This window comes from Nguyenibacter vanlangensis (genome assembly GCF_038719015.1).
Classification (GTDB): Bacteria; Pseudomonadota; Alphaproteobacteria; order Acetobacterales; family Acetobacteraceae; genus Gluconacetobacter; species Gluconacetobacter vanlangensis.
Window position 1 is genome coordinate 4,183,272 of sequence record NZ_CP152276.1, and the last position, 26,329, is coordinate 4,209,600.

A 26,329-nucleotide genomic window follows, 5' to 3' on the forward strand; every position below is an offset into this window, starting at 1 on the left:
TGAGAACATGCCGGGAAGCACGTTGTGGATGATACGCGGCTGATCGAGCCTGTGGGGCTGCTGTTCGGCCCGGACGCGCGCGACGCGGTGCGCGCCGGCCTGGCCCACGGGCTGGCCGGCGGTCCCGCCGCCTTCACCCTGGCCCGGCTGATCGGGGATGGCGCGGCGCGGCTGGTGGCGGCCGGCGATATCCCCCCCGGCTGGCTGACGGCGCTGGAGCGCGTCACCGCCCCCCTGCCATCGGCGGGTCTGCCCGATGGGCCGCTGGTGATGGGAATCCTGAACGCCACCCCGGACAGTTTCAGCGATGGCGGACGCCATGAAGCGGCCGCGGACGCGGTGCGCGCCGGCATGGAGATGGTGGCGGACGGGGCCGCCCTGCTGGATATCGGCGGCGAAAGCACGCGCCCCGGTGCGGCCGTCGTCACGCCGGGACAGGAATGGGCGCGCGTGGCCCCCGTCCTGGCCGGGCTGCGGGCCGAAATCGATCGGACAAGAATCGACGGGGCCGATATCGCCCTGTCGGTCGATACGCGCAACGCGGCCACCATGTCGGCCGCGCTGGCGCTGGGGGCCACGGTGATCAACGACGTCTCGGCCCTGGCGCATGATCCGGACGCGCTGGCGGTGGTGGTCGATGCCGCGTGCCCGGTGGTGCTGATGCATATGCGCGGCACGCCGCAAACCATGGCGCGGCTGGCGCATTACGACGACGTGGCTGTCGACGTTACGCGTGAACTCGCCGCCCGCGTCGCGAGCGCGGTCGCCGCCGGAATCGATCGCCGGCGCATCATCGTCGACCCGGGCATCGGCTTCGCCAAGAACGCGGCCCAGAATGCCGAACTCTTGTCCAGGCTGCCGATTCTGGCCAATCTGGGCTGCCGGGTGCTGCTGGGCACCTCGCGCAAGCGCATGCTGGGCGAATGGTCGGGGGTGGCGCGCGCCGCGGACCGCGACCCGGGCACCCTGGTCAGCAGCCTGCCGGGCCTGGCGCTGGGTAACACGATCCTGCGAGTCCATAACGTACCGGCGATGGTACAGGCCGTACGGGTATGGCAGGGCGCGTGGCGCTGCGATAATTGGGATCGCGGCGAAAGACAGGGACGGCCAGGGATGACCCAGGGATGACCAAGACGAGAAAATTATTCGGCACTGACGGCATTCGCGGCACCGCCAACCAGGATCCGATGACGGTCGAGATCGCCCAGAAGCTGGGGCAGGCGGCGGGGCTGCGCTTCATGCGCGGGGCGCACCGGCACCGGGTGCTGCTGGGCAAGGATACCCGCCTGTCGGGATACATGATCGAATGCGCCCTGGTCTCGGGCTTCCTGTCCGCCGGCATGGACGTCACCCTGGTCGGCCCGATGCCTACCCCGGCGATCGCCATGCTGACCCGTTCGCTGCGCGCCGATCTGGGGGTGATGATCTCGGCCTCGCACAACCCGTTCGGCGATAACGGCATCAAGCTGTTCGGCCCCGACGGCTTCAAGCTGTCCGACGAGACCGAGGCCGAGATCGAGTCCCTGATGCGCGCCGACCTGGGCGACCGGCTGGCCGCGCCGGAGAGGATCGGCCGGGCCTCGCGCCTCAACGACGCTGCCGGCCGCTATATCGAGAATGCCAAGGCGTCCTTCCCGCGCGGCCGGCGGCTGGACGGGCTGCGCATCGTCATCGATTGCGCCAACGGCGCTGCCTATCGCGTCGCACCGACCGCGCTGTGGGAACTGGGGGCCGAGGTGATTCGCATCGGCTGCGAACCCAACGGCGTCAACATCAATGAAAATTGCGGTTCCACCCGCCCGGAATCCCTCTGCGCCGCGGTGGTCGCGCACCGGGCCCATATCGGCATCGCGCTGGATGGAGACGCCGATCGCGTACTGATCGCCGACGAGCAGGGGCGCCTGATCGACGGCGACCAGATCCTGGCCCTGATCGCGCGGTCCTGGGCACGCCAGGGGCGGCTGCATTCGGCGCAGATCGTCGCGACCGTCATGTCGAACATGGGCCTGGCCCGCTGCCTGGAAGGAATGGGGCTGGAACTGGTGCGCACCGCCGTGGGCGACCGCTATGTGGTGGAGCGCATGCGTGAACTGGGCGCCAATGTCGGCGGCGAGCAATCGGGCCACATGGTCCTGTCCGATTTCGCCACCACCGGCGACGGGCTGGTCGCGGCGCTGCAGGTGCTGGCGGTACTGGTCGAGGAAGCCCGTCCGGCCAGCGAAGTCTGCCGCATGTTCACCCCGTTCCCGCAGATGCTGCGCAATGTCCGCTTCGCCGGCCGGAGCCCGCTGCTCGCTCCCTCGGTCCAGGATGCAAGCCGCCGGGCCGAGGCCACGCTGGGCACCGCCGGCCGGCTGGTGCTGCGCGAAAGCGGCACAGAGCCCCTGGTCCGCGTGATGGTCGAGGCCGAGGACCCGGCGCTGGTCGAACGCGTGGTCGGCGAAATGTGCGCGGCGATCGATTCCGCCCAGGTCGCGGCATAAACGCATGAAGGGCCGCGTTCTGGTCACAGCCGGCAGCGATTCCGGCGGCGGCGCGGGAATCCAGGCGGACATCAAGGCGATCACCGCGCTGGGCGGGTTCGCCATGACGGCGCTGTCCGCCCTGACCGTGCAGAATACGCTGGGGGTCGCGGCCGTGCTGCCCGTGCCGCCGGATTTCGTGACGCAGCAGATGCGATGCGTGATCGACGATCTGGGGGTCGACGCATTCAAAAGCGGCATGCTGGACAGGGCGGAAATCATTCTGGCGGTCGCCGATATCGTCGCCGCCCATCCGGCGATCCCCTATGTGCTGGATCCGGTGATGGTGGCGAAGGGCGGGGCGCGCCTGCTGCAGGACAATGCGGTCGAAACGCTCAGGCGGCATCTGGTGCCCCGGGCCAGCCTGCTGACCCCCAATCTGCCCGAGGCCGAGGTCCTGGTCGGCCGCCCCATCCGTACGGTGGCCGACATGCGCCGCGCGGCCGAGGAATTGCGCCACGCCGGGGCCGCGTCCGTGCTGGTCAAGGGCGGTCATCTGGAAGGCGATGAACTGACCGACGTCCTGGCGACCCAGGGCGGGATCGAACTGTTCACCGATACCCGCCTGCCGACGCGCCATACGCACGGCACCGGTTGCACCCTTGCCAGCGCGATCGCCACCGGTCTGGCGCAGGGCCTGGCGTTGCGTGACGCGGTCATCCGGGCCCGGACTTACCTTCGGGCCGCCATCGCCGCGGCCCCGGGCTATGGGGCCGGGGCCGGACCGCTGGATCACGGCGTCACCATCCGGCCGGAATGGCGCCCGGAAGGATGAAATCCGATCGTGACGGGGCGGAAGCGGCCCGTCAGGCGAATATGCCCGGACGATGAAAGGCGCGCGCCGTTCAGACGTTTCCGGGGGAACGATTCGCGGCATCGGCCATCCGCAGGATCACCGGCACAAGGCGTGAGACGTGACACGGGCGCAGCACGCCCAGTCGGCGCAGCCCCTGGATGCTGCGCGCCGCCAGCCAGGCGCAGCCCAGGGTCAGGTCGCGCGTCAGGCGGCCGCGCGCCGGAACGCCGCAGGGCGGGGCGGCGGCCTCATTGTCCGGAAGCGGTCCGTCCTCGGGTTGCCGGGCAGGGGGGGCGGCATGGCGCAAGGTGCCGGCCCGGCACCAGGCCTGCAGCGGAATGTCCGGCGCGGCCGAACGCAGCCCGCTCATGCGCGGACATCCAGCCGCCCGCGGGTCCGGGCAGGTACGAAGATCAAACAAAAAGCCATGAATCTGGCCTCCTGCCGTTCAAGCGGTTGCTCGAATCCAGGAGGCCGCCCGCTGTCAGCAGACAGACGGCACGGTCGCACCCGGACAAGGACATGGCCCGCGGACGAACCGGACACCGGGCTGGCTGCCAGGCGCCGCGTCCCCGCAGGCGATTCTAGATCGGGGTTTCATCATCGTTTCTTGTTCGGTGTATCGACGCACGAACAGCGTTCGGCCGCCGATTTCGGTCGCAGCCGGTATAATGGATCCGCCGCCCCGTTCAAGGGGAAAAACCCGCGTCGGAACGAAATCGTATCATTGGCGTTCATAGCCGGTGGAAAACCGCCGCGGAACACAATTGGCTAACTTCTGCGTGAAACCGCATGGCGACCCAGCCTTCCTCGCTCGGAATAATTGTTTTTGTTAAAAACTACACCTATAGGTAGAAATTGGTAACAGGTGAAACCTATGGTGGTTGGCATGCGCGTTTTACTCGTAGAAAGTGATGGCGTTGAAGTCGGTGATACGGCCAGCACCCTGCGTTCGATCGGTCACCCGTTCGATCATGTCGTAACGGGGCAGGCGGCCATCGCGATGCTTCAGCGCTTCGATTATGATGTCGCGCTGATCGAGCTGATGCTGCCCGACATCGATGGCTATGAAGTCCTGCGCAAGGCGCGGGCGGTGCGCCTGCACACCCCGATCCTGGCACTGTCCAGCGTCGCGACGCCCCAGGCCAAGGTGCGGGCCTTCTCCGCCGGGGTCGACGACTACATCACCAAGCCCTATCACACGTCCGAGTTGGCAGCGCGGATCCAGGCCGTGGTGCGTCGCTCGAAAGGCTACAGCCAGCCGGAATTGCGGGCCGGGTCGCTGAAACTCAATCTCGACAGCCGCGAGGTCACGGTGGGCGACCGCCCGGTACGCCTGACCGGCAAGGAATATCTGATCCTGGAACTGCTGCTGCTGCGCAAGGGAGTCGCGCTGAGCAAATATGCCTTCCTCGATCATCTCTATGGCGGAATGGACGAACCCGACATGAAGATCATCGACGTGTTCATCTGCAAGTTGCGCAAGAAGCTGCAGCAGGCGGGTGCCGGCAACCTGATCGTCACCGTCTGGGGCCAGGGCTATATGCTCAAGGACGCCCTGCCCGTCCGCCCGTCGCGGCATCCGGGGCGGGGCGCGCTGCAGCCTGCCGTTTAGTTGAGTATCTGCCATGAATCTGAAACTCTCCAGATTCATGGCAGATACTCCATAGAGCGACATCCAACCGCCCGCCTGCCATGGCGGACACGGCGTGCATTTCATCCGTGTCAGGCAAAAAAAACGCAGGATCCGAAGATCCTGCGAAGTTAACGTGATGGTTCACTGATGCGATGCCCCCATCGCCCTTTCCTTATGGCACCGCATGGCGGGATCCGACATGACCTGCATCAAGTCCCGATGAACATTTCGTAAGGTCCGCGTCACCCGGAGCGATCCCGCAACGAAGGGTGGTTGAGCCCACGGCCCGCTGCCCGTACAGTCCCGTACGGTCAGGGGCGGCCGCCGCGTGGTGCCGCTGCGGCCTTCGGGAGGCGGATGATTCATGTCGGATGCGGACAGGGCCGGGGCGGTTGGCGCGCCTGCCGGCGGCGGGCCCGCCACGTCGCGCGACCCGCGCACGCACGGGCTGTGGGAACAGACCGCGCCGGCCCCGCCCGTGACGGCGCCGCTGGCCGGCCGGGTCGCCGCCCGGATCGCGATCGTCGGCGGTGGCTTCACCGGGCTTTCCGCGGCCCTGGCACTGGCCCGGTCGGGCCATGACCCGGTGGTGCTGGAAGCGGCGGAAATCGGGTTCGGCGGGTCCGGACGCAATGTCGGGCTGGTCAATGCCGGCATGTGGGTCAGGCCCGACGACCTGTCGGCGACGCTGGGGCAACCGTACGGCGAACGGCTGCTGACCCTGCTGGGCGACGCGCCGGCCGAAGTCTTCGCCCTGGTCCGCCGCCACGCGATCGCCTGCGAGGCCCAGCCGGTCGGCACGCTGCATTGCGCCGACACGGCGCGGGGCCTGCGCGAACTGCAGGAACGCGCCCGGCAATGGCAGGCGCGCGGGGTGGCGGTGCGGCTGCTCGATAAGGCCGAAACCGGCCGCATGACCGGCAGCCCCCATTATCGTGCCGCGCTGCTGGATCCGCGTGCCGGCACGATCCAGCCTCTGGCCTATGCGCGCGGGCTGGCGGCGGCGGCGATCGGGGCCGGGGCGCGCCTTTTCACCGGCTCGCCCGTCACCGGCTGCACGCGGTCGGGCGGGCAATACCGGCTGGACCTGCCGCAAGGTCATGTGCTGGCCGACCAGGTGATCGTCGCCACCAATGCCTATGGCACAGGTCCCTGGTCGATGCTGGCGCGCCAGTTGGTGCCGGTCAGCTATTTCAACTGTGCCACGCCGCCGCTGCCCGCCGCCCTGCGCGCCACGATCCTGCCCGGGCGGCAGGGGGCATGGGACACCCGGCAGGTCATGCGCTCGTTCCGGCTGGACCATGCCGGCCGGCTGGTCGTCGGCAGTATCGGCGCGCTCGCCGGGCCGGGCCTGGCCCTGCATCGCGACTGGGCGCGGCGTACGATCGCGCGCCTTTTTCCGCAGCTTGGCCGCCAGTTCACGTCATCGGGCTTCGCGGCCGAATGGTATGGCACGATCGGCATGACCCATGACCATTTGCCCCGCCTGCACCGTCTGGGGCCGGGCATGATCGCGCTCTGCGGCTATAATGGCCGGGGCATCGCGCCCGGAACGGTGTTCGGGCGGGTCCTGGCCGACCTGGCGCGCGGCGCCCTGGACGACGGGACGGCCCCGCTGCCGGTGACCGGCATCCGCCCGCCGGGCCTTCGCGCGGCCCGCCGTATCTTCTACGAAGCGGGGGCCTGCATCGCCCATGCGGCCGATGCGCGGTAAGAGGCTGTCTCACAAGCCCTGCTGTCGGCGATCCGACGCGCGTCTTCAGCGGGCCGCTCTCGCTCGACAGCAGGGCTTGTGAGACAGCCTCTAAGATCCGGCCCCGGCGGCCCGGAAATATGCCCTCTTTTGCGATCACCTGCCGACAGGATGGAAGATGACCGACCTTGTTGCCGAAACCCGTTCCCTGCTGGCCGCGCTGGGCGTCGCGGCCGATGCCCTGACTTCTGATAGCCTGGCATCTGATAGCTTGGCGGGCGATCCATCGGCGGGCGGCCTGCCGGTACGCTCGCCCGTGACGGGGCAGGACATCGCGCGGGTGGTTACGGCCACGCCGCAGGCGGCGCGGGACGGCATTGCCGCCGCCCATGCCGCGTTTCGCGCCTGGCGGCTGGTGCCGGCGCCGCGCCGTGGCGAACTGGTCCGGCTGCTGGGCGAGGAACTGCGCGCCGCCAAGCACGCCCTGGGCCGGCTGGTGTCGATCGAAGTCGGCAAATCCCCTTCGGAAGGCCAGGGCGAAGTCCAGGAAATGATCGATATCTGCGATTTCGCGGTGGGCCTGTCGCGTCAGTTGCACGGGCTGACGATCGCCACCGAGCGGCCCGAGCATCGGATGATGGAAACCTGGCATCCGCTTGGCGTCACCGGCGTGATCTCGGCCTTCAACTTCCCGGTCGCCGTCTGGTCCTGGAACGCGGCGCTGGCCCTGGTCTGCGGCAATCCGGTGGTGTGGAAACCGTCGGAAAAGGCGCCGCTGACCGCGCTGGCCTGCCAGGCGGTCTTCGCCCGCGCCGCCGCTCGCTTCGCCGAAAGCGGCGCCCAGGTGCCGGACGGGCTGCTGGTGGTGCTCAATGGCGGGCGTGAGATCGGCGAAATCCTGGTCGATCATCCCGACGTGCCGCTGGTCTCGGCCACCGGATCGACGGCGATGGGCCGCGCGGTGGGCCAGCGCCTGGCCGCCCGCTTCGCGCGCGCCATCCTGGAACTGGGCGGGAACAACGCCGCCATCGTCACCCCGTCGGCCGACCTGGAACTGACCCTGCGCGGCGTCGCCTTCGCCGCCATGGGCACGGCCGGCCAGCGCTGCACCACGCTGCGCCGTCTGTTCGTGCATGACAGCATCCATGACGCTTTCGTCGCCCGGCTGCGCGCCGCCTACCAGTCGGTCACGGTCGGCAGCCCGCTGGACGAAGGCAATCTGGTCGGCCCGCTGATCGATGCTGCGTCGTTCGCGCGCATGCAGCAGGCGCTCGACGCCGCCCGCGCGTTGGGCGGGGTGGTGACCGGCGGCATGCGCGAAAGCGCCGATCTCTATCCGGATGCCTTCTATGTCCGGCCGGCGCTGGTGGAAATGCCCGCGCAGGCCGGCCCGGTGCTGCAGGAAACCTTCGCGCCGATCCTGTATGTCATGAAATATTCGGATCTCGACCAGGCGATCGCGCTGCAGAATGCGGTGCCGCAGGGCCTGTCTTCGTCCATCTTCACCACCGATCTGCGCCAGGCGGAACGATTCCTGTCCGGCGCCGGGTCGGATTGCGGCATCGCCAACGTCAATATCGGCACGTCGGGGGCCGAGATCGGCGGGGCCTTCGGCGGCGAGAAGGAAACCGGCGGCGGCCGCGAATCCGGTTCGGACGCCTGGAAGGCCTATATGCGTCGCGCCACCAACACGATCAATTACGGCGCGACCCTGCCCCTGGCGCAGGGCGTGTCCTTCGATATCGGCTGAGGAGGCCACGGACGATGGAGGGCATGCGCGACCTGGACGCCGCGCGGACGGCGGCGGTACTTCCGTTTGCCGCTCTGGTCGAAACGCTGGAACGCGTCCTGCCGGATTATCTCGCCGGCCGTATCCTGTGCCCCGAGCGCCAGGTCACGCAGGCCCCGGTCGAGGGCGGGGTGCTGCTGTCCATGCCCTGCGCGGGGCCGGACCTGATGTGCCACAAGCTGCTGACGGTCTATCCCGACAATCCAGCGGCGGGGCGGCCCGCCATCCAGGGACAGGTGACCTGCATCGACGGCGCGACGGGACGGGTCCTGTTCGCGATGGACGGCCCGACCGCGACCGGCCGCCGCACCGCCGCGGTGACGCTGGTCGGCATCCGCCATCTGCTGCCCCAGGCGCCGCGTCGCGCCCTGATCTACGGCACCGGGGCGCAGGCCGCCGCCCATGTGCTCGCCCTGGCCGAAACCTGGCCCGGGATCGGCCTGGTCATCCAGGGCCGTTCGGCCGGGCGCGAACAGGCGGTGGGCGAACGCACCGGGATCGCGGTCGAGGCCGCGTCGTCGGGCGCGGCATGCGATGACGCCGACGTGGTCATCCTGGCGACGACCGCCCGCGCGCCGCTCTATGACCAACCGGCGCGCGCCGGCCGCCTGGTGGTGGGGGTCGGCGCCTTTCGGCCTGATATGGTGGAAATCGGACCCGTCACCATCGGCGGCAGCGCGCTCTATGTCGACGACCCCGCCGGCGCCCCCTCCGAAGCCGGCGACTTCATCCAGGCCGGCGTCGACTGGGAGCGCGTCCATCCGCTGGCCGAAATCCTGACCGGCCACGCCCCGCCGCTGGACCGGCCGATCCTGTTCAAGAGCGTCGGCTGCGCCGCCTGGGACCTGGCCGCCTGCCACGTCGCCCGGCAGGTCATGGCCCGGGGGACGATGGCCGTTTAGAGCATCATCGGATAAAGATGCTGGCGCCGGTCACATCAGGTCGCGGGCGATCCGTTCGGACCAGTCGCGGCGCGCGACCGGCCGGCCGTTCTCGAACGCCTCCAATTGTCCGATCAGGTGGAAATGCGTCGTATCCGACGTCATCTCCGTGCGGGTGACGATCTTCGTCATCCAGCCCTCGCGCCCGGTTTCATAGCTCTGGGTCAGGACATGGCGCGCCGAGAGCGGATCGTCGTCGCAAATCGTCAGGTCCCGCTTGAGACTATGCGAAACGATGCTATCGATCCCGTCCAGGCGATAGATCCCTTCTCCGAAGACCCCGCCCTGCGCATCGGTGACGTAGCGCATCGTGCCGGTCACGCAGTCCTGCTGGCTGTACCGGGCAATTCGGCCGGGATCCAGGACCGTCATCGGTGTCGGCGGTCCATGGGCCGGCGGCGGAAAGGCGATGGCGGCGTCCTGCTCCGCCATCGCGCCGCTCCGCCGCGGCAGCAGCAGCCGTCCGTCCCGCAGTGACAGGGTCGCGGCGTGGGGGGCGGGCCAGATCATCGGCCAATAGGCGGTTCCGATCGCGATCCGCATTCGGTGCCCCGGGGCGAAGCGATGCCCGCAATCGTTCAGAACGATCGTCAGGTCGAACCATTCGCCCGGCACCCGCGGTTCCGGCGTCTCGTGGCCGTTGCGATGCGTCAGGTTGGTCACCTGATAGCTGACTCGCGTGGCCCTGCCGTCCGGTGCGACGTCCGACAGGGTCACGACCGCATGCGCCACGGGCACATCCACGGCGGCGCGCAGCTTCAGGCGCGGCGCGCCCAATATGTCGCAGGACTGTTCCAGCGCGGCGGTCTCGAAGACCAGCGCCCCCCCGCCATCCAGCCGCTGGTCGGTCGGCATTTCGCCGACGCAGCCGGTACCCATCCATTCGCCGCCGGCGCGGCCATGGCTCTGGGGCGAGCGGATGCGCATCACCGCGTCGCCGCCATCGGCCGGGCCCAGCCCATGGTCCGCGCGCAGATGCAGGGTCAGCGGCGCGATCTCGGCCGACGGCCAGGCGGTTTCGGCCGCCCACCGGCCGGGAATGGCGGCGCATGTTCCGTCGGGCGCATAGAAATCGGTGATGTAGGCGCGCAGCATCGGCTCGGCCATGATGCGGGTGTCTTTTCCCTTCAGCCAATGGTCCCACCACCGCACGGCCTCCTGCAGGAAGCCGATCGCCGGCCCCGGCGCGCCGTCATGCGGATAGACATGTCCCCACGGACCGATGATCCCGCGCCGCGGCGCCGTCAGATGTTCCAGCAGGCGCGGCACCGCGTTGGTATAGCTGTCGACCCATCCGCCCACCGCCAGGACGGGGCAGGCGATATCGGCATAATTTTCGCAGACCGAGCCGTGCTTCCAGTAGGAATCATAGCGCTGGTGCGCCAGCCACTGCGCGGGAAAGAACGGCAGGGCGGCAATCCGCTCCAGCCATTGCGCGCGCCAGTCCGGTCCCACGATCTCGGGATAGGGCGGCCGCGCCTGGAAGGCCAGCATGATGCTGCCCCACCACAGATTGTCGTTCAGCAGGCAGCCGCCCATGTAATGGATGTCGTCGGTATAGCGATTGTCGGTGGAATAGACCGTCAAGATGGCCTTCAGGGCCGGCGGCCGGCGCGCCGCCACCTGCAGGCAGTTGAAGCCGCCCCAGGACTTGCCCATCATGCCCACCGCGCCGGTGCACCAGTCCTGTTCCGCGATCCAGGCGATCACCTCCAGCGCGTCATCCTGCTCCTGCTTCAGATATTCATCCGCCAGATGCCCGTCGGATTCGCCGCTGCCGCGCATGTCCACCCGCACGCAGGCATAGCCCTGTTGCGCGAAATAGCCGTGCATCGGCTCGTCGCGCACGCGCGTGCCGTCGCTCTTGCGATAGGGAATATATTCCAAGATGGCGGGTACCGGCATGCGGCCGGCATCCTCGGGCAGCCACAGCCGGGCGGCCAGGCGGCATCCGTCCGACAGGGGGATCCAGATATGGTTCTCGATATGGACGGACATCCCATATGCTCCCACGGCGCGATGCCGATCGTGAAAGGATCTTGAAACGACAAGAAGGAAAAAAGTCGCCCGGATGCTAGGCGTCCTGGACGACGGCATGCGGGGTGCGCATGATCAGCGGCCGGCAGATCGCCATGGCGGCCACCCCCACGGCGGTCAGGGCCGCGATCAGCAGCCAATAGGCCGAAATTCCGACGCTGCCCCACATGCCGCCGATCCAGCCGCTGGCCAGATTGCCGGCGAATATGGTCAGATACCATACCGCCATCGTCATCGATTCGTATCCCGGCCTTGCCAGGCGCGAGAACAATCCCATCGCCGCCGGGCTGAAATACAGGTCGCCGACTTCCCAGCCCGCGAAATACAGCGCGGCCAGCCAGGGTGATGGCGCCCGGCCGCCCAGCACGACCGACAGCGCGCCCAGCAGGCACTGCATCGCCAGGATGATCGCCGCCCCGATCAGCATCTTCGTGCCGGGGCCGGGTTCGCGCCCGGCACGTGCCTGCGCGGACCAGCGCAGGGTCAGGACCGGCGTGCCGATCAGCACCATGGCCGGCGGTATGGCCTGCAGCCATGCCATGCCGATATCCGACGGGCCGGTGCCCAGCCAGCGGACCAGGGCATTGGCCTGCTGTTCATAGCTGATCCACAGGAAAACGGACGATATGCTCAGCACTGTCAGCAACGCGGCCGGGTGGCCGCCCGAGACGGCGCGGCGGCCGCGCGACGCCGCCCATTCGGCCTGCCGTTCCGGCAGATGCCGGGCCCCCAGGACATACAGCGCCAGGCCCAGGATCATGCCCGCCGACGTCGCCATGAAGGCCGCGTTCCACCCCGCCCTCTCGGCCAGCAGGGCGCAGACCAGGGGGGCGGCGGTGGCCCCGATATTGATCCCGACATAGAAGATCGAAAAGCCGCGTTCGCGCCTGGGATCGTCCGGTTCGTACAGATCCGCCATCTGCGCCGCGATATTGCCCTTCACCCCGCCCGTGCCGACCACGATCAGCAGCAGCGCCGCCAGGAACCAGCGCGGCGTGGTCAGCAACAGATGCCCCGCCACGATCAGCAGGCCGCCGCCGATGATCGTGGCCCGCTTGCCGAACAGGCGATCCGCCAGCAGGCCGCCGAGCAGCGGCGTCAGATAGACGAATCCCGAATATACGCCATAAAGTTCGGACGAGATCCGTACCGTTCCGGCCTGTGCGGGGTCCAGATGCAGCAGGGCGCAGACCGCCTGATATCCCGCGACATGCGTCGGCGCATCCGGCAGCACCACCGCCGTCATGTAGACGATCAGCATCGCGCGCATGCCGTAGAAGGAAAACCGCTCCCACATCTCGACCAGGAACAGCAGCACCAGTCCCGGCGGATGGCCGAACAGGATGCGCGGCGACGGTCTCGCGCCCGGCGCCGGCATCAACCCGTTGCCCAGCATGCCGGAAAATATGCCCTCTCACGCAAGGTCCGCCCTCCTGCAATCGATGCCGGCGACCCGGCATCACCTGTGGCGCCCCGGCCATCAGAGACCGGTCGTGCCGTTCACGACATATTTGCCGGCCAACGGATAGGCGGTGCCGCCGCAGGTGATGGTGTCGGCATGGACCGAATGGTTGTAGCTGATGCTGCTATAGATCGACAGGCGCGCGCGACGCGCTGGATGTGACGATCTGCTTCGGCATGCCCCCCGGCCCTATCGGCCCATCAGCGCCAGCCCTTCGGCCACCGAGACGAATTCGCCGCCCCGATCGACCCGGGCCGCGCCGAACCGGTCGACGAACAGGGCGCGCACCGCCGGGACGAAGGACGTGCCGCCGGTCAGGAACACCCGGTCGATTCCGTCCTCGGTCAGTCCCGCGTTGGCCAGGGCTTCGCCGATGGCGGCATCGAACTGCGCCAGGTCCGGCGCGATCCAGGATTCGAACTCGGCCCGCGCGATCGCGCGTTCGATCCGGATGTCCTTGTAGCTGAAGCGCAGGACCGTGCTGTCGGCGGCCGACAATGCGCTCTTCGCCGCGCCGACCGCGCGATACAGCGCCTGCCCCTGCTGGTCGGCGACCAGCATCGCCAGCGCATTCAGTTTCGCGGGGTCGGAGGCCGTGCGCGCCACCTCGGCGATCGCGCGCAGGGTCTGCGGCGTGCGCATCAGCGACAGGCGGTGCCAGCGCGCCAGGCTGGCATACCATTCGATCGGCACCGGCAGCGGCGCGCCGCCCATGATGCGATAGGTGCCGTCGCGCCCCAGTTCGGGTGATACCACCCGGTCGATGATCCGGTAATCGAACTGGTCGCCCGCGATCCCCACCCCGGCATGGCCCAGCGGAACGGCGCGCCCCGCCGCCGGGTCGAAGCGCAGGACCGAGAAATCGCTGGTGCCGCCGCCGAAATCGCCGACCAGAATGGTGGCCGGCGCCTGCAGTCGCTGCGCGAAGCGCCAGCCCGCGGCCTCGGGCTCCAGCGCCACCGCGATCTCGCCGAACCCGGCCGCGCGGAATCCGTCGCGCAGCCGCTGCTCGCCGAACGCATCGTCGGGCGCATCGCCGGCAAAGCGCACCGGGCGCCCGACAATGGCCTGCGCCTGCGCCGGATCGACCCCTGCCGCGCGCGCCAATCCGGCCACGAACTGCCCGACCAGCATTTCCAGTGTCAGGCGCCGCCCCAGCAGCCGCGTCTCGCTGAACGAGGTCTGCGCCAGGTACGATTTCATCGACATGATCAGCCGGCTTTCCGCCGGATCGTCCAGATAGGCATCGATCGCGGCGGCGCCGATCGCCTCGTGCAGCATCAGCCGCCCGCGCTCTTCCTCCTGCCACAGGCACAGCAGCGTGCGGCAGGTTTCGGATTCCGCATGTCCGGGAAAGGCGAACCGCGCCGTCCGCGTGCCGCCATCCGGGGTCGCGACCACGACGACGCTGTTGGTGGTGCCGAAATCGATGCCGATCCGGGCGCGGGGGGAGGGCGCGGTGCTGGACATCCGGCGGTGCATAGGCGCGGCCGTCCATCCTGTCCACCCGCCCATTCCAGGCGTTCCGGCGGGCTATCCCGCCCGGCGGAAGGTCAGGTTCAGCCGTGCCCGCCCCGTCGCCGGATGCTCGCCCTCGGCCAGCGTGTGGATCCCGTGATGGGCCAGGCGCGCGGGCCCGCCCCACGCCACGACGTCGCCATGCGCCAGCCGCACGCGCCGCACCGCATCGCCGCGCGCCGTCCCGCCCCACAGGAAGATCGCCGGCAGGCCCAGCGACACCGACACGATCGGCTGGCCGAAATCGCGCTCATTGCGGTCCTGATGCAGCGTCAGCCGCGTCCCGGGCTCATAACGGTTGATCAGGCAGGCATCGGGCAGGAAGCCGGAAAACCCGGCCCGCGCCGCAGCCCGCGCCGCCAGCGCGCCGAACAGCGCAGGCATGGCCGGCCAGGGCCGGCCCGACAAAGGATCCTCTGGCGTGTACCGATAGCCGCGCGCGTCCGACACCCATCCTTCGGCGCCGCAATTGGTCATGGCGACCGACATCATCCGCCCGCCCGGGGTGGACATGCGGCGAAAGGGCGCCAGATCCGCAATGTCCGCGATGGCGGCCAGCAGGTCCGCCGCCGCCGCGCGCGCGAAGCCCGCCAGCCTGATCGCCCCCGGTCCCAGCACCTCGTCCGGGCCGGGGCCCAGGTCCAGTTCCCCCAGCCCCTCCGGTTCCCGTCCCGTCCTACGCGGCATCGTGAAACACCATCCCCAGCACATGCCGCCGCCCCGACAGCACCGTGCCGACCCCATGGCGCATCGTCACGCGATATGGCCCGCGCGCGCCCCGTACCGGCCGGTGATGGACGGCAAACGCCACCGCATCCCCTTGCCGCAGCGGCACGCAATCGGCCCGGGACTGCATGCGCGGGCGCTGCTCGGTCAGGATGAAGGCGCCGCCGGTGAAATCCACCTCCGGCTGCGACAGCAGGATGGCGACCTGCAACGGAAAGACCAGCGCACCGTACAGATCCTGGTGCAGGCAATTATAATCCCCCGGCCCATAGCGCAGCAGCAGCGGCGTCGGCCGGCACTGTCCCCCCGCATGGCATGCCTGCAGGAAATCCTCGTGCCGCGCCGGAAATCGCGCTGCCTGGCCCAGCCGCGCCTGCCAGTCATTGGCGATGGTGGCCAGCGCCGGATACAGTGCCTGCCGCAATTGCGCGACCAGCGGCGGCAGCGGATAGGAAAAATACCGGTATTCCCCGCGCCCGAACCCGTGCCGTTCCATGACCACCCGGGCGCGGAACCCGTCCGCGCCATCATACAGCGCCGCCAGGTCCGCGGCCTGCGCGGCGTCCAGCAGCCCGGGCATTACCGCCCAGCCCCGGGCGTTCAGGCCCTCGGCCAGTCCTGCCTGCATCATGCCGGCATCCGTCACGGCAGCACCGCGCCCTCTCGGGCGATCAGCGCCCGCTTGCGCGCGATCCCCCAGCGATAGCCCGACAGCGACCCGTCGGTACGCACCACCCGGTGGCAGGGAATGGCCACCGCCAGCGCATTGGCGGCGCAGGCCCCGGCGACGGCGCGCACCGCCTGGGGCGCACCGATCGCCCGGGCCACGTCGCGATAGGTCGCGACCTGTCCGGGCGGGATCGCCCGCAGCGCCGTCCAGACGCGGCGCTGGAACGCCGTGCCGCGAATGTCCAGCGGCAGGTCCAGCCCGGTTCCGGGCGCCTCGACGAATGCCACGACCTGCGCCACCCGCTGCTCATACTCCGCGTCGCCGCCGATCAGCGTCGCCTTCGGAAACCGATCCTGCAGATCGCGCAGCAGGGCGTCGGGCGCGTCCCCCATCAGGATGGCGCACACGCCCCGCTCGCTGCTGGCCACCAGGATCGCCCCCAGCGCGCATTGTCCGACCGCGAAATGCAGGCTCTCTCCGGCACCCCCCTTGCGATAGGCGCTCGGCTGCATGCCCAGCGCCCGGTCCGCATGCGCATAGAACCGGCTGCTCGATCCGAATCCCGCCTCGTACAGCGCCGCGGTTACCGTGGCTCCGCCGGCCAGCGCCGCGCGCAGGCGCCCGTCGCGATGGGCGGCGGCATAATCATGGGGCGTCAGCCCGGTCTCGGCACGGAACGTCCGATGGAAATGCGCCACGCTCCATCCGCAGGCGGCGGCCAGTTCCTCGGTCGTGGGCACGGTCTCGGCCTGTTCGATATGGCGGCATGCGGCGGCGACGATCGCGCACGCCTCCGCCACGGGGGCCGCATCCGGACGGCAGCGGCGGCAGGCGCGGAAACCCGCCGCACGTGCTGCCTCCCGGCTGTCATAGATGCGCACATTCTCGGGCCGGGCGGTGCGCGACGGGCAGGACGGGCGGCAATACACGCCCGTGGTCGTCACCGCGTACCAGAATAATCCGTCCGCCGCACGGTCGCGTGCGACGATCCGCCGCCAGCGCGGGTCCTGATCGGTCGTCTCCGGCACCGGCCGGACGGCAAGGGGCATATCCATCGGCTGCATCCCGTCTGTCGTGATGTCCATGCCCTCGATCCTGCCGTCTCGCCGGTGGCCCCGCATCCCGGATCCTGCTCCCGAATTTCACCCGGTGCGCGCGGCGTGCCCCCATCCGGATCGAGGGAATATTGGCGCCGTCGCCCACCATCGCCACCATCCGGCGCAAATTCCTGGCGCACATCCTGCGCCATGCCGTGCCGCATATCCAAAAAGAACCGCCTCAATCGATATCCGGCCGGATCGCTTCGGCAGCCGGGCGCTGGGGCGCAATGTCGGCGGGGCCGACCGTATCGGCATAATGGTTGCCGAAATGGCTGCGGACGTAGTTCACCACCGCGGCCACCTGGGTGTCCGACAATTTGTCGGCGAACCATGGCATGCCGCCGAAACCGTTCAGCACGACATAGGCCGGATAGCCTGCCGCCGCGAGCTTGGGATTGCCCGCCAGCGCCGGGAAACGCGCTGCCCCTGCGGCCCCGCGTCCGTCCGCCATGTGGCAGCCCTGGCACAGTGTGCGATAGATCGCGCCGCCATCATTGGTGGCGATCGCACGCCCGGCAATGGCGTCCGCGCTGTCGGCCCGTGCCGGAACGGACAGGGCGGGGGAGATCAGCGCGGCCAGCAGGATCAGCGCCGGCAATGAGTGGTTCAGACGGATCATCAGGCGGCTCCGATCGCGCGGCGATGCAGGCGGGTGACGGCGTCCAGCGACGACAGGATCGCCCCTTCCTGCCAGCATCCGAAGAATGAGGCATGCTCGCCGGCCAGTACCAGGCGGTTATCGATCGCGCACAGGTCGCGATAATGCATCTTGCGGGCCTGTTCGCTCCACAGCGCGCAACAGCCCAGCGTCCAGGGCACGCGGCTCCATGCCACAGCGGCGCCGGTCGAAAATTCCTTGCGGTATTGCGGATGAATCACCGCGCCCTGGGCCAGCGCCGCCTCGATCCGCTCGGCCGGGCTCAGGCCCGCGAAACGGAATGCCTCGGCATCCTCATACATGTAGCCGCCCAGCAGCACCGCCTTGCCGCGCGAGAAATAGCCCGTGCTGGGATAGGAAATCTGGTTGATCGGCAGGTCGGTGAAACTGATGCCGCCATAGATCTGCTCGTCTTCCTCCCAGAAGCGCCGGTTGAATTCCAGACCGATCTTGACCGACGACAGATAGGGCACGGCGGCGATCGCCGCCTTCATCGGGCCGCCGACCTGCACGTCCAGTTGCGACAGCACCGACAGCGGAATGGTGCAGACGCAATAATCGGCCTGCGCCACGCGCGGCGCATTGCCGTGCGCCTCGTCGATATAGGACACGCTGACGCCGTGCTGATCCTGATGGATCGCCGTCACCCGGCAGCGCATGGTGATCAGGTCGCCGACCTGGCGGGCAAACCCCTTGCCGATCTGGTCCATCCCGCCCACGGGCTGAAACATCGTGGTCTGGTGGTCCAGGCTGGCATTGGTGGCCAGCGCCAGCCACAGCCCGGACCGCATCAGCGCGTCGCGCGGCAGCGGGTCGGACGGCACGGGCGCGCCGTCCGGGCCGCCGCCCTGTGGCTTGGCAAAGCCCCGGCGCTGCGACGTCATGACGCTTTTGGTATAGGCGAATGTTCCGTCCAGCATGCCGCACGCCTTCAGCGCCTGCAGCAGATGCTCCCGCTCGTCGTCGCCGACCGGCAGGTCCAGCCTGTGCTGGTCGATCGCCTTGGCCAGCAATTCCGAGGTATGGCCGGCATAATCGGCCGCGATGGTGCGATAGCGCTGCTTTTGCCCGCCGAAGGCCCCCGTCGCATGGACATAGGCGTTGAAATTGACCTGCACGAACGGTTCCAGCGCCACGCCGAACGCCCGGCAATAATGCAGCAGCGCCTGGTGGTGGTACGGGATGCGCCAGGGACCGGGATTGAAATAATTTCCGGGCGCGAAGCCGATATTCTGCGTGGCGCCGCCCAGTTCGGTAAACCGGTCGCCGCCGTGCAGGCTGAAATTCCGGCCGCCGGCACGGTCCTGATATTCCAGGATCCGCACCGAATAGCCGGCCTTGCGCAACTCATAGGCGGCCAGCATGCCCGCCAGCCCCGCGCCCAGCACCAGCACCGACGTGCCGGGCCTGGCGCCATCCAGCCTGGGCGGACCCGCGAAATCGCGCCCGGCGGCGTGGCCCAGGGCGGTCATCGCCTGATACAGCGCGGCCGACCCGCCCACCGCGCCGATCCGCGACAGAAGCTGGCGCCGCGTCTGCGGCGCAAATTCCGGGCTGCTGGTCATCCTGTTACGGTCCTTCGTCGATCTCGGGCGCCGATCTCGGGCGTCTCGTTTCGGTCTTCGATATGGCCTGCGGGCCATTTCCGCAACAGCGGGTGCGCGACGCTCCGGCATGGCGGCATTGGAAGTACGGCGCGATCTGTCCTATGCGGTCGTCATGACCGTGCTTACGCTCCGCCCCGTTGCGCGCGCCGACGCTTCGGACCTGATCCGCGCCAATCGCGACAGCCGCGATTATCATGCCCCCTGGGCCCGGCCCTTCACCGACCCGGACGGGTTCGATACCTGGTTCGCCCAATGCGCCACCGGTTCCGCCGTGGGGCTGGTCGCGCGCCATGGAGGCGATGGCGGGGTGATCGGGGTCTTCACCCTCAGCCAGATCGCCATGGGTGCGTTTTGCAGCGCGTATCTGGGCTATTACGGCATGCGGGCTTATGCGCGGCGGGGGCTGATGACGCAGGCGCTGCGCCTGACCCTGGCCCATGCCTTCGACGAATTGGGCCTGCACCGGGTCGAGGCCAATATCCAGCCCGGCAATCTGGCCTCGATCGCCCTGGTGCGCCGCGCCGGTTTCCGACAGGAGGGATTCTCCCCCCGCTATCTGAAGATCGACGCGGCCTGGCGCGACCATGAACGCTGGGCCCGCCTGTCGGACGACCCGGTAGACGACCCGGTTCCAGGCTGAAACCGGGGGCAGGGGGATGCGATCCGTCGCGGCCCCCTGCCGGCCCGGAATCAGCGCATCGTGTCGGCGGTCGGGATCTTCAGCGTTGCCGCCAGGAAGGATTCGCGCGCCTCATCCACGTGCGTGCGCAGCGCCGGGTCGGTCAGCATATGCGTGCCCGGCAGCAGCAGCAGGTTGTACGGACGCCCGGCGCGGATGAAAGCCTGCGTCAGCTTCATCGTGTTTTCGAAATACACGTTGTCGTCGGTCAGCCCGTGCATGATCAGCAGCGGTCGCGACAGTTGCGCGGCATAGGTCAGCACGTTGCTGGCCGCGTAGCCCTGCGGATCGTCCTGCGGCGTGCCCAGATACCGTTCGGTATAGGCCGTGTCGTAATCGGCGAAATCCGCCGGCGGCGCGCCCGCGACCCCCACCTTGAAGACATCCGGCCGGCGGATCGTCGCCATCGCGGTGAAATACCCGCCGAACGACCAGCCATAGACGCCCACCCGCGACAGATCCAGTTCGGCATAGCGTTTTCCCAGCGCCGCCAGCCCGTCGGCCTGGTCGCGCAACGGCAGGTCGATCAGGTCGTTCTTGGTCGCCCGTTCCCAATCATGGTCGCGCCCCGGCGTGCCGCGCCCGTCCAGGCTGACGACGATATAGCCGTGATCGGCCAGGCACTGGCTTTCCAGATATTGGCGCGGCGCCTGCAGCACCTGCTTGTATCCGGGCCCGGCATAGACCGACAGCACGACCGGATAGCGCCGCCCGGGCACGAAAGCGGCCGGGCGGATGATCATCGCATCCATGTCCAGCGCCCCGGCGCGGGTATATTGGATATGCGGCGCCAGGGTCGGGGTTTCGGCCACGCCGGGCAGGGTGGCCAGCACATGGCCGTCGCGGTCGCGCACCACGGTCGCGGCGCTGCCGTCCGCGCCCATCATGGCGTCGGTAAAGACCGCATGCCCGCCCTCGGCGAACGATGTGGCGTGCAGCCCCGGCTCGGGCGTCAGCCTGACCGGCGCGCCCCCGCGCAGCCCCAGCCGATAGACCGCGTTCTGTGTCCGGTCCGGATTGGCGGTGACGGTCACCGTTCCGCCCGCCGCGTCCACATCGTCCAGCGAGACGAAGGGCAGGTCCGGCGGCGTGATCGCGTGGTCCAGCGTGCCGTCGGCATGGCGCAGTTCCAGCCGCCATGCGCCGCCACGCTCGGCTGCCCACAGAAAGCCGCTGCCATCCGGCAGCCAGCGCGGCAGGGCGTGCCCGCGCCCCTCGCCCGAGGGCGTGATGTTGATCCAGGCCGGATCATGCTCGGTCAGCAGCGTCGCGACCCGGCCGGTGGCCGGATCGACGCGCAGCACGCGTTCCTCGGTCTGCGCGCGGTTCAGCACCACCAGCGACAGGGCGCCGCGGCCTTTCGGCCAGACCACCCGCGCCAGATAGGGGAAGGCATTGCTGTCCCACGCCACCCAGCGCGTCGGCCCGCCCGTGCGCGACACCAGGCCAAGCCGCACCCGCGCATTCGCCGTCCCCGCGCGGGGATAGCGGAATTCGACCGGCGGGGTCGCGGGGTGCTCGGGGTCGGCGATGTAATGGCGCTCGACGCCGGATATATCGGCTTCCTCGTACAACAGCGTCTGCCCGTCGGGCGCCCACCACAGCCCGTCCGGCCGGCTCAGTTCCTCGGCGGCGGCAAATTCGGCCAGCCCGTGCGTCAGCGTCTCGCTGCCGCCGCGCGTCAGCCGCACCGGGCGCCCCGCGGTGCGTCCGGTGCGCAGGCCGATCACATACACGTCGTTGTCGCGCACCGCCGCGACCTGCCGTCCGTCCGGCGACAGGCGCGGCGCGATCCAGCCCCGGCCCGGCAGGTCGGTGACCTGCCCGCCGGCGACCGCCACCTGCATCAGCCGGTCCCCCTGGCTGACCAGCGCGGTGGTCCCGTCGTCGGACAGGGCGAAATCGGTGATGCCGGTCAGCGACATCCGCGCCCGCTCGCGCCGCGCCTTCTCCTCGACCGAGAGTTTTTCGGGCCCGTCCGCCGGCCGCGCAAGTTCGACCGCGCGGCTGCCGGCCAGGTCATAGCGCCACAAATGCAGGCTGGTCTCACGCGGGCCGCTGCGCAGGAACAGCACCGATTTCCCGTCCGGCGTCGGCTGCGCGTGGCGCGGCAGGCCCAGGGTGAAATTCCGCGTCGCCGCCAGATCGGCGTAACATTGCCCTCCGCTCCCGGACGCGGCGTTTGCCGCCCCTGCGGCGGCGCCGGCCGCCAGGACCAGCCCCGGCAGGCCGAGCGCCAAATATCGTCCCAGGCGCCGGGCGCGCCCTCTTTGCAGTGCGTTCTTCATGAATGGTCCATGGTTCGTTCAGATCGACGGAACGATGAAGCCCCGCACCACGCGGCGCAAGCGGTCACGCGGCAACGAAACGAAATCGTCCGGGAAACGAGATCCTCCGGGCGCTGCCGATCCCATCGCCATCGCGCGGCTTCACCCCCTCGCACGGGACGCGCCGCTCGGATATGAGGCTGCTGTCCTCACTGATCGAAACATCCGCCCATGCCCAACCCCTTCGTCCGCCTGCTTCCCCTGATCGCCGCGATCGCCATCCTGTCCTGGGCCAGCGCCTATCCGGTGGTGCGCATCGCCTTGCGCGACCTGCCGCCCGTGCCCCTGGCGGCGATGCGCTACAGCGTGGCGGCGGTGCTGGCGGCCGCTTGGCTGGCCTGGGCGCGCCCGCCGCTGCCGGCGCCGCGCGACCTGCCGCGCATCCTGGCCTGCGGCGTGATCGGCATCGCGCTGTACAATGTCCTGTTCAACAGCGGCGAGGTCACGGTATCGGCCGGCGCCGCCAGCCTGCTCATCAGCGCCGCCCCCCTCATGGCCGCGCTGATCGCGGTGGCGACCATGGGCGAGACCCTGTCGCGCTGGGGCTGGGGGGGATCGCTGCTCAGCTTCGCGGGGGTGGTGCTGATCGCCCAGGGGCAGATCGGCGGCATCGCGTTCGGCTCGGGGGCGACCCTGGTCTTCGGCGCGGCCGTCTGCGGCGCGCTTTATACCTCGCTGCAGAAAAGGCTGGTGGTGCGGTACGGCGCCCTGCCCAGCATCAGCTACATCCTGCTGGCCGGCGCGCTGTGCCTGCTGCCCTGGCTGCCGCAGGCCCTGGCCATCATGCCGCACGCCCCCGCGCGCTGCTGGGCGGCGGTGCTGGAACTGGGCATCTTCCCCGCGGCGATCGGCTATGCCGCCTGGGCCTTCGTCATCGGCCATATGGGGGCGGCGCGCGGGGCCGGGCTGCTCTATCTGCTGCCGCCGGCCACCCTGGTGCTGGCCTTCGTCCTGACCGGCGAGATCCCCAGCCCACGCACCCTGATCGGCGGCGCGATCGTCATGGCCGGGGTCGTGCTGACCAACATGTACGGCCGCGCTCGCCCCGCCTGATTCAGCACCCCGTACCGTTCCGCGCGCCCGCATCATCGCGCGGCAGGGCCGGAAGCAGCATCGCGGCCAAGGCAGCGTCCGCGTCGCAGCGCCGGACCGGATCACGCAGTTCGGTCACGAAGCGAAAATAATCCGGCGTCCAGCCCGGCACGCCCTCGGACGATACCAGGCGATAGATATCGATCACGCTCGGGGTGGGGGCGTTGGCGGGTTCCTGTCCCAATTGCCGTCGCGCCTCGATCAGCAGCAGCGCCGGCTGCCCCGCGATGCGCCCGCGCGCGAAATGTATGCTCGCAGTCCCGTCTTCCCCGGTGTGCGGCGTATCGGTCAGATGATTCCGCAACGGCCGCTTTCGATCCGGGCCGTCATCGGCGCCGACCACGCGCCAGCCCCTTCCATCCGTCCCGCGCGGTTCGGTGACCAGAAACACGTGATAACTCCAGGCATTTCCATTATCCCGCCAAGTACGAAAGATCGCCACGTCGCCGCCATCCGTCGCCGCGCCATGCAGGATCGTCAGGCCGTCCCGCACCGTGACTGGCACCAGGTCCGTCGGCATGACCCGGGCAGCTCTCGCGTCGCCGCGCGTCGTCGCCGGCTTCATGCAGGCCGCCACGCAGAGTGGCAGCATCGTCGCGCGGCTGATCCGCCTTCCTGTCTCGAAAATTTTCCAAGACATCTGTCCACGCCTCATAATTCCAGATGCAGGAACTGGTTGAACGTGCTGGGCACGTAAGACCCGAACGCCGCCCCATCGACGAATCCGCGCCGGCGATACAGCGCCAGCGCCGCCGCGAAGGACGGTCCGCACCCCGTCTCCAGGCTCAGCCGCGTCATCCCCCGCGCCCTGGCTTCGGCGATGATATGATCCAGCAGCGCCGCGGCCGCGCCCCGACGCAAATGCGCGGGGTGGGTGCGCATGGATTTCACTTCGCCCGTCCCGTCATCCATGGTCCGCAGGGCCCCGATCGCCGCGATCTCCGCACCGTCCCACGCGCTCCAGACCGTGATCGCCGGATCGCGCAGACCGGACAGATCCAGCGCGAAGACATGTTCGGGTGGCGTGCCGGCCCGCATGCCCGCCAGATGCAGCGCCAGCAAAGCCCGTGTCGGCGCGCCGGTCAGATCGTCGACGCGAATGGAAAAATTGCGGATATTCTTCATGCTTCGCAGACTCCTCTTTCGTCGATCCTCATCGTCCGGCGCAGGAACTCCCCGATCTCGGTCAATAGTACGGCCTGATACGCCGCCCGATCGAAACCCGGTGGATCCTGCGACGGCGGAAAATCCGACCTGATCCGATGGGGTGGAAATGGACTCAGGAACGAAAAATGCCCGGCCCCCGCGACCAGCCCGCAGGCGATGCGCCCGGCATCCGGCACGCCCTGCCGCACGATATCGGCCAGCCGGGGCGGGATCAGCGTATCGTGCTCGGCGAAGCGCATCAGGATCGGCATGTCCACGCCCGACAGCGCGCCCGGCGGGCCGAACCATCGCGTCGCGGGGGCCAGCAGCACCAGCGCCGCGATGCGCCGGTCCCGCGTCACCGCGATCGGCCGCGGCGGGCCGCCGGACAGGCCGGCCCCGCCGCTCCACGGCTGGCCGCCGGCCGCCGCCAGCACGGAATAGCCACCCATGGAATGGCCGATCATCGCGACCCGCGCCGCCGGATTCGTCCCGATCATCGGGTCGGCCAGGGCGGCATCGACGCACAGGCGCAGATGGCGCGGGCGATTTTCCAGATTGGACAGGCTGCCCGCCAGCGCATTGTCATTCAGGCTGTTGCCCGGATGTTTCGGCATGGCGACGATGAATCCCTGCCGCGCCAGCCCGATAGCCAGGTCGCGATGGACCCAGGGCGTACCGCCATCGCCATGCGACAGCACCACCAGCGCACGCGGTCCCGGAACCGGTCGCCCGTCCCGCGCCAGTTCCAGGGGGTACGACCCGACATGATGCAGGCGCGGCGCGTCCCCGCTCGGGTACAGCAGATTCAGCTCGATGATTGCATCCTGCGCGATGTCCCGTACCGCCAGGCAGCGATGGCCGATCGCATGGCCCATTGCCCGGTTCTCCTTTCCCGCGCTCGGCAAGGCTTTTTACAGACATGCGGGCATTCATGACGGGCTTGCTTCCACCGCCCGCGCGGCGGCCGCTTTTCGAAGCCCGGCCCAGGTCAACCCGTAAATGCACAGGACGACAAGGACAAGTGCTCCGATCTGGTATGGTGCGATCCTCTCGCCCAAAAAGGGGACCGCGAGCGCCAAGGTCAGCGTCGGCCAGGGCGTCGTGATCGAACTGGCCAGCGACACGTCGATATGCCGGATCGCATGGAACCACACGATCAGTTCCAGGTAATAGGCCAGCCCCATAAGGATCGCCGTCGGCTGCGAGACGGCCGCAACAAGCGCGGGCAGGACGGAACGGCCCGTCGTGGCGGCGAGCAAGGCGAGGAGGAAGAGGGTCGAGATCGCAACACGGACAAAGGTGACCTGCACCGGCGTCACCGGCGTGCGGCCCAGTTCCTCCTTGATGATCACATGGGCGACGCTCCACAGGAGCGGGACAGCGAGCGAGGCCAGAAACCAGACCGAGAGAGTCGCCGCCCGTCCCGTTCCACCGGTTCCAAGATAATAGAGGGTTCCGATCAGGACCGCCGTCAGGCCCAGTTCCGCCGCGGTCTTGCGCCGCTTGAGGAACAGCGTCTCCCACAGGATGGCAAAGAGCGGATAGGCCTGAATGGCGATGGCCGCGTTCGTGGCGCCGGCCTTCTCGATCCCCAGCACGTAGAGATACGTCGACAGGCCGAACATCGTCCCGGTCATCAGCGCGACGGCAGCCATGCGTCCCGTCTCGCGCGGGGGAATGGCGACACCGAAGACGCCCCTGTCGCCTCGTATCCATTCCAGCACGCAAGCCGGCGCCGCGAAGACGACCTGCCAGACGGAGAGCGCCGCCGCGAAGGCGAGAGCGCCGACCCCGTCGGGGCGGGAGTTGGAAATGATGGGCATGATCCCCAGAAGAACGAGGCAGCCGAAGGAAAGCGCGATGCCCTTCGGGGCGGCGTGGGGCGACATTGCATTGTTCCTGAAATCATTGCATCGATTGCTATGAA

General features: G+C 69.0%; 23 protein-coding genes. 9 read left to right on the plus strand and 14 right to left on the minus strand.

All coding sequences use genetic code 11. The features are described from left to right. Nucleotides 1–24: 24 nt before the first annotated feature. Genes folP through thiD form a run of 3 tightly spaced genes read left to right on the plus strand, consistent with a single transcriptional unit; the run spans nt 25 to nt 3,297 of the window. Complete coding sequence (gene folP, locus AAC691_RS19540; RefSeq protein WP_342628158.1) at nt 25–1,128, plus strand: dihydropteroate synthase; 1,104 nt, start codon at nt 25–27, stop codon at nt 1,126–1,128. Next, nucleotides 1,125–2,483 carry a phosphoglucosamine mutase gene (glmM, locus tag AAC691_RS19545; protein WP_323990244.1) on the plus strand — a complete coding sequence of 453 codons (1,359 nt, stop codon included), beginning with the start codon at nt 1,125–1,127 and terminating at the stop codon, nt 2,481–2,483. The genes folP and glmM overlap by 4 nt, the downstream gene beginning before the upstream one ends. 4 nt (nt 2,484–2,487) lie before the next feature. Next, entirely contained in the window at nt 2,488–3,297 is an 810-nt protein-coding gene (gene thiD / locus AAC691_RS19550; protein WP_342628159.1) for a bifunctional hydroxymethylpyrimidine kinase/phosphomethylpyrimidine kinase, read from the plus strand. Between the two features lie 70 nt (nt 3,298–3,367). Here the strand turns inward: thiD and AAC691_RS19555 are convergent, their stop codons facing one another. Further along, a complete protein-coding gene (locus AAC691_RS19555) occupies nt 3,368–3,688 on the minus strand; it encodes a hypothetical protein (RefSeq protein ID WP_342628160.1) in 321 nt (106 codons plus the stop codon). A 519-nt stretch (nt 3,689–4,207) separates the two neighbouring features. On the opposite strand from AAC691_RS19555, the gene AAC691_RS19560 reads away from it, so the two are divergent. The 4 genes from AAC691_RS19560 (at nt 4,208) to AAC691_RS19575 (ending at nt 9,338) form a co-directional block, all read left to right on the plus strand. After that, the gene (locus AAC691_RS19560) at nt 4,208–4,933 is read left to right on the plus strand and encodes a response regulator transcription factor (RefSeq protein ID WP_323990251.1); all 726 of its coding nucleotides are present in this window, start codon (nt 4,208–4,210) and stop codon (nt 4,931–4,933) included. Nucleotides 4,934–5,318: 385 nt separating this feature from the next. Continuing rightward, nucleotides 5,319–6,668, plus strand: a complete 1,350-nt coding sequence (locus tag AAC691_RS19565; protein WP_342628161.1) for an FAD-binding oxidoreductase — start codon at nt 5,319–5,321, stop codon at nt 6,666–6,668. Between the two features lie 157 nt (nt 6,669–6,825). Then, nucleotides 6,826–8,397, plus strand: a complete 1,572-nt coding sequence (locus AAC691_RS19570) for an aldehyde dehydrogenase family protein (protein ID WP_342628162.1) — start codon at nt 6,826–6,828, stop codon at nt 8,395–8,397. Nucleotides 8,398–8,411: 14 nt separating this feature from the next. After that, nucleotides 8,412–9,338 carry a delta(1)-pyrroline-2-carboxylate reductase family protein gene (locus AAC691_RS19575; protein WP_342628163.1) on the plus strand — a complete coding sequence of 309 codons (927 nt, stop codon included), beginning with the start codon at nt 8,412–8,414 and terminating at the stop codon, nt 9,336–9,338. A gap of 30 nt (nt 9,339–9,368) precedes the next feature. On the opposite strand, the gene AAC691_RS19580 is transcribed toward AAC691_RS19575, so the two are convergent. The 8 genes from AAC691_RS19580 to AAC691_RS19615 all read right to left on the minus strand — a co-directional run bounded on the left by AAC691_RS19580 (nt 9,369) and on the right by AAC691_RS19615 (nt 19,113). Further along, nucleotides 9,369–11,375 carry a CocE/NonD family hydrolase gene (locus AAC691_RS19580; RefSeq protein ID WP_342628164.1) on the minus strand — a complete coding sequence of 669 codons (2,007 nt, stop codon included), beginning with the start codon at nt 11,373–11,375 and terminating at the stop codon, nt 9,369–9,371. Nucleotides 11,376–11,451: 76 nt separating this feature from the next. Further along, complete coding sequence (locus AAC691_RS19585) at nt 11,452–12,810, minus strand: peptide MFS transporter (protein ID WP_342628165.1); 1,359 nt, start codon at nt 12,808–12,810, stop codon at nt 11,452–11,454. Between the two features lie 255 nt (nt 12,811–13,065). Further along, nucleotides 13,066–14,346: an Hsp70 family protein gene (locus AAC691_RS19590; RefSeq protein ID WP_342628166.1), complete on the minus strand. Its 1,281-nt coding sequence runs from the start codon at nt 14,344–14,346 to the stop codon at nt 13,066–13,068. 63 nt (nt 14,347–14,409) lie between these two features. Further along, nucleotides 14,410–15,081 (minus strand): DNA oxidative demethylase AlkB, encoded by a 672-nt coding sequence (gene alkB, locus AAC691_RS19595; protein ID WP_342628167.1) that lies wholly within the window; start codon nt 15,079–15,081, stop codon nt 14,410–14,412. After that, nucleotides 15,071–15,751, minus strand: coding sequence for a 2OG-Fe(II) oxygenase (locus AAC691_RS19600; protein WP_342628168.1), 681 nt, complete (start codon nt 15,749–15,751; stop codon nt 15,071–15,073). Before AAC691_RS19600 ends, alkB begins: the two co-directional genes overlap by 11 nt. 11 nt (nt 15,752–15,762) lie before the next feature. Next, on the minus strand, nt 15,763–16,845 hold the full coding sequence (ada, locus tag AAC691_RS19605; protein ID WP_408906113.1) for a bifunctional DNA-binding transcriptional regulator/O6-methylguanine-DNA methyltransferase Ada: 1,083 nt from the start codon (nt 16,843–16,845) through the stop codon (nt 15,763–15,765). Between the two features lie 223 nt (nt 16,846–17,068). After that, nucleotides 17,069–17,509, minus strand: coding sequence for a cytochrome c (locus AAC691_RS19610; RefSeq protein ID WP_342628170.1), 441 nt, complete (start codon nt 17,507–17,509; stop codon nt 17,069–17,071). Then, nucleotides 17,509–19,113 (minus strand): FAD-dependent oxidoreductase, encoded by a 1,605-nt coding sequence (locus AAC691_RS19615; protein ID WP_342628171.1) that lies wholly within the window; start codon nt 19,111–19,113, stop codon nt 17,509–17,511. Before AAC691_RS19615 ends, AAC691_RS19610 begins: the two co-directional genes overlap by 1 nt. 109 nt (nt 19,114–19,222) lie before the next feature. On the opposite strand from AAC691_RS19615, the gene AAC691_RS19620 reads away from it, so the two are divergent. Then, nucleotides 19,223–19,795, plus strand: a complete 573-nt coding sequence (locus AAC691_RS19620; protein WP_342628172.1) for a GNAT family protein — start codon at nt 19,223–19,225, stop codon at nt 19,793–19,795. A 50-nt stretch (nt 19,796–19,845) separates the two neighbouring features. On the opposite strand, the gene AAC691_RS19625 is transcribed toward AAC691_RS19620, so the two are convergent. After that, on the minus strand, nt 19,846–22,122 hold the full coding sequence (locus tag AAC691_RS19625; RefSeq protein WP_342628173.1) for a DPP IV N-terminal domain-containing protein: 2,277 nt from the start codon (nt 22,120–22,122) through the stop codon (nt 19,846–19,848). 210 nt (nt 22,123–22,332) lie between these two features. On the opposite strand from AAC691_RS19625, the gene AAC691_RS19630 reads away from it, so the two are divergent. Continuing rightward, the gene (locus AAC691_RS19630) at nt 22,333–23,214 is read left to right on the plus strand and encodes a DMT family transporter (RefSeq protein WP_342628174.1); all 882 of its coding nucleotides are present in this window, start codon (nt 22,333–22,335) and stop codon (nt 23,212–23,214) included. Between the two features lies 1 nt (nt 23,215). Here the strand turns inward: AAC691_RS19630 and AAC691_RS19635 are convergent, their stop codons facing one another. The 4 genes from AAC691_RS19635 to AAC691_RS19650 are packed head-to-tail and all read right to left on the minus strand — an operon-like array spanning nt 23,216 to nt 26,291. Then, nucleotides 23,216–23,893 (minus strand): hypothetical protein, encoded by a 678-nt coding sequence (locus AAC691_RS19635; protein ID WP_342628175.1) that lies wholly within the window; start codon nt 23,891–23,893, stop codon nt 23,216–23,218. Nucleotides 23,894–23,904: 11 nt separating this feature from the next. Then, entirely contained in the window at nt 23,905–24,378 is a 474-nt protein-coding gene (locus AAC691_RS19640; protein ID WP_342628176.1) for a GNAT family N-acetyltransferase, read from the minus strand. Continuing rightward, the gene (locus tag AAC691_RS19645) at nt 24,375–25,277 is read right to left on the minus strand and encodes a serine aminopeptidase domain-containing protein (RefSeq protein ID WP_342628177.1); all 903 of its coding nucleotides are present in this window, start codon (nt 25,275–25,277) and stop codon (nt 24,375–24,377) included. The genes AAC691_RS19640 and AAC691_RS19645 overlap by 4 nt, the downstream gene beginning before the upstream one ends. A gap of 54 nt (nt 25,278–25,331) precedes the next feature. After that, nucleotides 25,332–26,291 (minus strand): DMT family transporter, encoded by a 960-nt coding sequence (locus AAC691_RS19650; protein WP_342628178.1) that lies wholly within the window; start codon nt 26,289–26,291, stop codon nt 25,332–25,334. Nucleotides 26,292–26,329: the final 38 nt, after the last annotated feature.